This window comes from Mycobacterium sp. (assembly GCF_052143115.1).
Classification (GTDB): domain Bacteria; phylum Actinomycetota; class Actinomycetes; order Mycobacteriales; family Mycobacteriaceae; genus Mycobacterium.
In genome coordinates this window covers 1-6,408 of sequence record NZ_JBKQTQ010000274.1, presented here as the reverse complement: position 1 = coordinate 6,408, position 6,408 = coordinate 1, and the positions used below count along the sequence as shown (strand labels likewise).

The following is a 6,408-nucleotide window of genomic DNA, read 5'->3' as shown; positions in this document are numbered from 1 at the left end:
ATCCGGCGAGGAAACAGCGCCAGACCCTTGTTGGCAGCGGCGCGTCCGACGATCGGTGCGGAGGTGAAGGACTGGAAATCTGTGGTCTCGAGGAGTTGCTGGCTGATGTGGGATCCGCTGTAGGCCGTGTAGGTGGCATAGAAAGTGATGGAGCCGTCGTCGTCGATGAAACGGACGAAGCGTGCATCCTCCATGCCGGCCTGCTCTGCGCCCATCGACGGCCACATGACCCGCTCGGAAAGTGTTGTGCGGTAAGAGAATCCGATGGCGTACGTCCGCTCGGCGATGCTGCGGAGTAAAGACATCGTCTCCTTGGCGTGCCTGCGGGTGCTCAGAGAAGCCTGGAGTCTGGCGAACTGTTGGTTGAGAGCAGCTTGGGTAAAGCGCTCGCCGAGTCGGTCGAGGACATAGTCGGCCGCCTCTCCGGCGTCGTCGACCCGGGTGAGTTCACTGCGGAAGACGGCTGCGTCGAGCAGAGCGGGCTCCGCCGCACCCACTGTGGCGAATGGAGCCGGATCGTCGATCGTGATGCCGCCGGCTGCGTCGATGACGCCGGTCCGGAACCCGATGGACGAACGGTGCCCCTCGCCGATGCCCCGGACGCTCATCACGAATCGCAGGCTGCCCGCGACTGTCCCAGCCTGGTCGGGATGGGCCACGATGCTGGGGTTGCACAACGCCGCACCTTCAATGGCGTATTCGCTGGTGAACGTCGCGCCCAGCAACAACTTTCGTGCCTCGGAGAGTTCCAAGTCGGGATCGAGACGGTCGGCGAGTTCCCGGGCGTGTCGGCGGAAGGTGCCAGCAAGATCGCGGTGGCGCCCGTTGAAGCGGATGACGAGATCGTCTAGCGAAGACCGCACCTGCCCCTCGTCGAGGGCCAGGATCCGCGCCAGCACCGCCCCCGCGCGGGACTCCTGGTACTCGAACCCCTCCTGGCCTGGCACGAAGAGTCGGGTGATGACTCGCGACGGGTTGGCCTCGAGCCGCTGGGGGCTGCGCGTGACGAGCGCAGCCTGCACGGAAGTCATTGCCGCACAGTCGAGAAGCGCCGAGCGTGCTGCATCGTCGAGAGCACTGCCAGAGTCGACTCCGCGCCCTGGTTTCGGTTCACCCCATCGGGGTGCAGGCCGTCGAATCCGCCGCCGGTCTCGGGGTCCCACATGAGCTGTCGCGCGTCGTTGGCACCCATGAACCAGGCCGCGGCGGCCCGGACCCCGTCGGGCCAGATCGAACCGGGGTCAATTGCAGCGGCCCGCGCGCACGCGTCGGCGAGGGTGGACACCTCGATCGGCTGCTGATCGAACCCGGGCCGAACGTCGTTCGGTCCTCTGCCCGCTGCGGGAGTGGGCGAGAGGTGATCCCCCGCCGTTTCGTATTCGACCAGCCAACCCAACAGATCCAAGCCCTGTTGCCGTAGTGTCAAATCGTCGAGCGCAACGCCCGCGGCGATCATCGCCTCGGGGAGAACCGCATTCGCGTAAGTGAGTCGCGGCTCCGGCCATGGCCAGGCCGTGTCGCCGTTCGGTTTGGCCACGGTGTCGGCGTAGTCGGTGAGGAGTTCGCGTGCGGCCTGATGCCCGGGGTCGACGGAGAGGATTTCGGCGGCGCCCAACGCCGCGAACGCCATCGCCCGAGGCCACGGCGATCGCACCTTCGCGGCGCGTTCGAACTGGATGACGGCCAACCGGCGAACCAGACCGACGTCGCTATGCGCGGCGGCAGTTCCCAGTCCCCAGATGCAGCGCCCCCACCAGTCTTTCAGGGAGGGCTCGTCCTCCCAACGGCCCTTGCTGTCCATCCGGTTTCGGCAGGTGCCGGCGTAGGACTGCGCATCGTTCAGGAACTGCATGGCGACGCGCGCAAGCCCGTTGACTTCCCCACCAGAGTTGGGCTCTCGAGTGGCGACGACGAGAACCCTGGCCATGTCGTCGGTGCAGTAGCCGTGCTCGGGCCGAGGTTCGGCGAGACAGGCGTGCTCGAACGTGCCGCGACGGCCTGTCAAATGCAACAGGTGGTCGAATCTCAGGTCCGACACGGTGGCGGTCATACCAGCGCCGGACGCTCACCGAGAAGGTGGTGTGCCAGATCCAGATAGGCGTTCGCCACGATCGGCCACGCCATCCGTGGGGCCAATCGCACGGCCTCGGCGGCCATCGTCGCGGCCAGGTGCGGCTCGGTCAGGAGCCGGAGCAGGGCTGACGCCAGCGCATCCGGGTCGTCGTGGCCGACGACGATGCCCGCCCCGGTGGCGAGAAGTTCGACGGCGTGAGGAAAGGCGGTGGCAACGACCGGCCGGCCGCTCGCGATGGCGTCGACCAAAACACCGGAGGTGACCTGATCTGTGGAGTCGTAGGGCAGCACAACGACGGCCGAGGACTGGACAAGCGCCGTCAACGATGACACATCGCGGTAGCTCGCGTCGAAGGACACCGAGTCAGCTACGCCGCGCAGCCGCGCCTGTTCGGCACGGGCGTTGCGGTATGCCTCGCCATCGGCTGCGAGAACCTTTGGGTGCGTCCTGCCGGCAATCAGGTAGCGCGGCCGGACCGGCAAGTCGCGCAGCGAAGCCATCACGTCGATAACCCGCTCGATGCCCTTTCCCGGCCCCAGCAGGCCCCACGTCAACAACGTCGGCCCGTCCGACCGCGCCGGCGGGGCGATCTGCCTCGGGACGGTCGCGCCATGCCCGATCGTGGTGACTTTCCGGGGATCGACGTCGAAGCCGAGACACAGGCGTTGACTGGCCGCCTCCGACATGACAACCACCTGAGCCGCCATCGCCGCGATCGCCTCGAGCACCGAACGCTGATGCGGGGTCGGGTCTTTGAGGACCGTGTGGGCGACCACGATCGACGGGATGCGCAGCCCGCCGATGATGTCCACCACCTCGTCTCCGTCGACACCACCGTAGATGCCGTACTCATGCTGGATTACCGCGATGTCGCTCGCGTTCAGCAGTTCGGAGGTTGCAGCGACGGATGTCGCGGAACCGTTGACCAGCTCTCCGATTACCCGAGCGTCAGAAGATGACGACCCGTCGGCCACCCGCACGACGCTGACGTCGGAGCCATTCGCGCGCAACCCTTCCGACAAGGCCGCACTGAACGTTGCCAGTCCGCACGGTGTCGGTGGATACGTACTGAGAATGCCGAAACTCGCGGAACCGGGAGGGCCTTGCCCGACAAGAGCGGCATTCGATGTTTCAAGGGTGGATAGAGCGCTCAAGGTGATCCCGACGGACGGTTGTCACCGACGTGTCCGGCGCGAGCTGTTGCTCTGCGAGATCAGCGGCGGACGGCTGACTTCATTCCGGACTGGCTGGATTCCCAACCTAATCGACACTACACGCGATGAGCGGCTACCGGCGCGGAGCCGATCGCGGTCTGCTCGCCGAAGCAAGCGCACTGCGAGCGACTCGAACTCTGATCAGCACGACGCGCGGCTGCTCAGGCTGTCGCGACGTCACCGGTCTGAAGCTCGCGCAACGCGGTCCGCAGGCCGCGACGTCTGCCGGTGTCGGAGTCGACACCGAAGCTCTCGCGAACGCCCGAACGGATTCGGAATTTCAGCTCCGAATGGGTTTCGAGCGCGTCGTCCGCGGTAGCTTCGAGGAACTTGTTCGGGACCGAGAGCTTGACGATTGTCCAGAACGTCTGCATGTACTGGTGCATTAAGGATCCGGTCGTGTACGGCAGGTCGTACTTGTCGCATAGAGCCTTGACGCGCTCGGATATTTCGGCGTACCGGTTGCTTGGCAGGTCAGGGAACAGGTGGTGCTCGATCTGGTAACACAGGTTGCCGCTCATGAAGGCCATCAGGGGGCCGGCTGTGAAATTCGCCGAACCGAGCATCTGCCGCAGGTACCACTCTGGGTGCGTCTCGTTCTCGTATTCCTCGCGGGTGAATTTCTCGGCGCCGTCAGGGAAGTGCCCGCAGAAGATCACCAGTGTCCCACTCCCATTCGGTGGAATGGATCTCCGGGTCGTTCAGCCAATCCCATTGGCCGTGCATGATGTTGTGCCCGAGTTCCAGGTTCTCGATGATCTTCGCGATACCAAGCAGGGCGGTCCCGGAGACCCAGGCGACCTTGTTCCTGCTCGCCAGCAAGGCAATTCGGCCACCGACCACGAAAGCGCGCTGCACCTGGATGGTCCTGCGCACGTAGCGGGCGTCCCGCTCGCCCCTGGACTCCTCGATATCGGTTCGGATCGCGTCCAGTTCGCGGCCCAATTCCTCGATGTCGGCCGCGGTGAGGTGTACGTACTGCCTAATGTCGGTGATGGCCGTGTCGCGCTCCTAAATGTCGTCCTAAATGTCGATGGTGCAGTCGCCGGATGCTGCGGAGATGCAGGTCTGGATTCTATCGCCGGCGCGGTGTTCGGTTCCGGACCTGAGATCGCGCACGTAGCCCGATTCCAGCGGCAATACACAGGATTGGCAGATGCCCATTCGGCATCCGAACGGCATTTGGATGCCGAGCTTCTCGCCGCCTTCCATCAGCGTTGTCGCACCGTCGAGTTTGATGCTCTTGTCTGAGATCTTGAAGGTGACCGTGCCGCCCTCGCCGCCTTTGTCGGTGCGCGCGATGGCGAACCGCTCCGTGTGCAGCTTGTCCCGCACTCCTGCTTCCGTCCATACCTTTTCGACGGTGTCGAGCATGGCGGGCGGACCGCACGCCCACGTGGAGCGGTCTTTCCAGTCCGGGATTAGGCCGTCGAGCGCGGCGAAGTCGACCTTGCCCATGTCCGCTGTTAGTTGCAGGTGCAGCCGGTAGTCGGGCTGGGTGCGCTCCAGCGCACATAACTCGTCGTGGAATATCACGTCGCCGGCGGAGTGCGCCGAATGGACATGCATGATGTCGGGACTTTCGCCACGCTGCCTGAGCGAGCGCAGCATCGCGATCACGGGAGTGATGCCGCTGCCCGCAGTCACGAACAGCAACTTGGCCGGCGCCGGATTAGGTAGCGCGAAATCGCCCCTCGGTGCGGCAAGTCGAACAACCGTGCCGGGCTCGACGCCGTTGACCAGATGTGATGACAAGAAGCCCTCGGGAGTGGCCTTGACGGTGATCGCGATGAACTTCTTGTCGCGCCGTGGGATCGACGTCAGCGAGTAAGACCGCCAATGCCAGCGCCCACCAACCCGCAGTCCGATCCCGAGGTACTGGTCGGGCTGATAGTCGCCGGAAAAGCCCCATCCGGGTTTGATCGTGACCGTGGCCGAGTCTTCGGTTTCCCTGCGAACATCGACGACGAGGCCACGCAGTTCCCGCGCGGACCACAGCGGATTGAGCAGTTTAAGGTAGTCATCGGGCAGCAGCGGCGTCGTCGCGCGAGCCACCAACCCTCGCAACACATTAACCGTCGGGGTCGGCGCGGTCTGGACATTCCTTGCCGGCGCCGCACTCGACAACCTCAGATTTCGCATCTTCAAACTCCAGGGTCAACCACCGTCAACGCAGGACCATCGAGCTTGGCGATCGCTGCTGTCAAGGTCTGCTGTTCGTGCCGGACCTGTTGTGTACCGCCGCAGACTAAGCACACCGTGCGTTCGCATCTCGAGGATTGTCCGGGATCCCTGCGGCTCGCGATGGGCGTGGTGGACGGTGGGGCTGGTCTTTGACGATGGCCATCGCTGCCTCGACGGTGCTGGCAGTGGGTAGCAAGCCCTGTGGGTCAACGATCCGCAGCACCCGGGAGACTGCCTCACCGGACACTACTGCCCAGGCTATGCCGGCGCGCGCGCAGCAGACGGAGACCCTGTGCAGCGCCGAGAAACCATCGGTTCCAAAGAAATCCAGGCCGCGCAGATCAAGGATCAGCCCGCGGCAACGCATCAGATGCCCCAGCGTGTACTCGGTCAGGGCGTCAGCGTTGGATGCATCGGTGTGGCCGTGGGCGCTGATGACGGCTACCGACGACCTCAGCCGACGATGGGCTAACCGTGTGGTGTGACGCTCCCATGGCTGGGAAAGAAAGCCGCCGACCGGCGGCATGGAGGTGGTAGGACGAGCATTCATGGTGATCCCCGACATGCGGTTGTCACCGATTTGTTCGGCGCGAGCTACGCTCTGCGAGGACGGCGGCGGACGGCTGACCTCATCCCGGACTGGTTGAGAGTCTCAACTCAGTTGACGTTCCACCGTGCGGGAGCAATTGTCAAGTCCTAATGGTTCTGCAGCCACCGGGTAATGCCTGGTCAATTCCCGAGGTGTGACCTCTTTCCACAGATGGGCGGATCTGGTGGCTGCACTTTCGGGTTGGGTGCCGCCGCTAATTGGCTGGATGGTTTCGGCGTGTCGCGCGGGGTGTCGGGTCCGGGGAGTTTGACGCTGGATTTGTGGTTGGAGCCCGCCCGCGTGATCGACGCCTTGTCACCGAAGAACCGTGGAGTTCTGACACCAGA

General features: G+C 64.5%; 5 protein-coding genes and 1 pseudogene. All 6 read right to left on the bottom strand.

Annotated elements, in window-relative coordinates:
- Nucleotides 1-1,031 (bottom strand): glycosidase (locus tag ACLQI9_RS26865; RefSeq protein WP_442392414.1); only part of this gene is annotated, 1,031 nt, incomplete at its 3' end.
- Nucleotides 1,028-2,050, bottom strand: coding sequence for a glycosyltransferase (locus tag ACLQI9_RS26860; RefSeq protein WP_442379726.1), 1,023 nt, complete (start codon nucleotides 2,048-2,050; stop codon nucleotides 1,028-1,030). The genes ACLQI9_RS26860 and ACLQI9_RS26865, both read right to left, overlap by 4 nt.
- Nucleotides 2,047-3,150, bottom strand: a complete 1,104-nt coding sequence (locus ACLQI9_RS26855; protein WP_442379730.1) for a glycosyltransferase — start codon at nucleotides 3,148-3,150, stop codon at nucleotides 2,047-2,049. Before ACLQI9_RS26855 ends, ACLQI9_RS26860 begins: the two co-directional genes overlap by 4 nt.
- A gap of 299 nt (nucleotides 3,151-3,449) precedes the next feature.
- Nucleotides 3,450-4,284 (bottom strand): annotated as a pseudogene (locus tag ACLQI9_RS26850) (fatty acid desaturase family protein).
- Nucleotides 4,285-4,311: 27 nt separating this feature from the next.
- On the bottom strand, nucleotides 4,312-5,430 hold the full coding sequence (locus ACLQI9_RS26845; RefSeq protein WP_442379724.1) for a ferredoxin reductase: 1,119 nt from the start codon (nucleotides 5,428-5,430) through the stop codon (nucleotides 4,312-4,314).
- A gap of 106 nt (nucleotides 5,431-5,536) precedes the next feature.
- Complete coding sequence (locus ACLQI9_RS26840) at nucleotides 5,537-6,022, bottom strand: STAS domain-containing protein (protein ID WP_442379722.1); 486 nt, start codon at nucleotides 6,020-6,022, stop codon at nucleotides 5,537-5,539.
- Nucleotides 6,023-6,408: the final 386 nt, after the last annotated feature.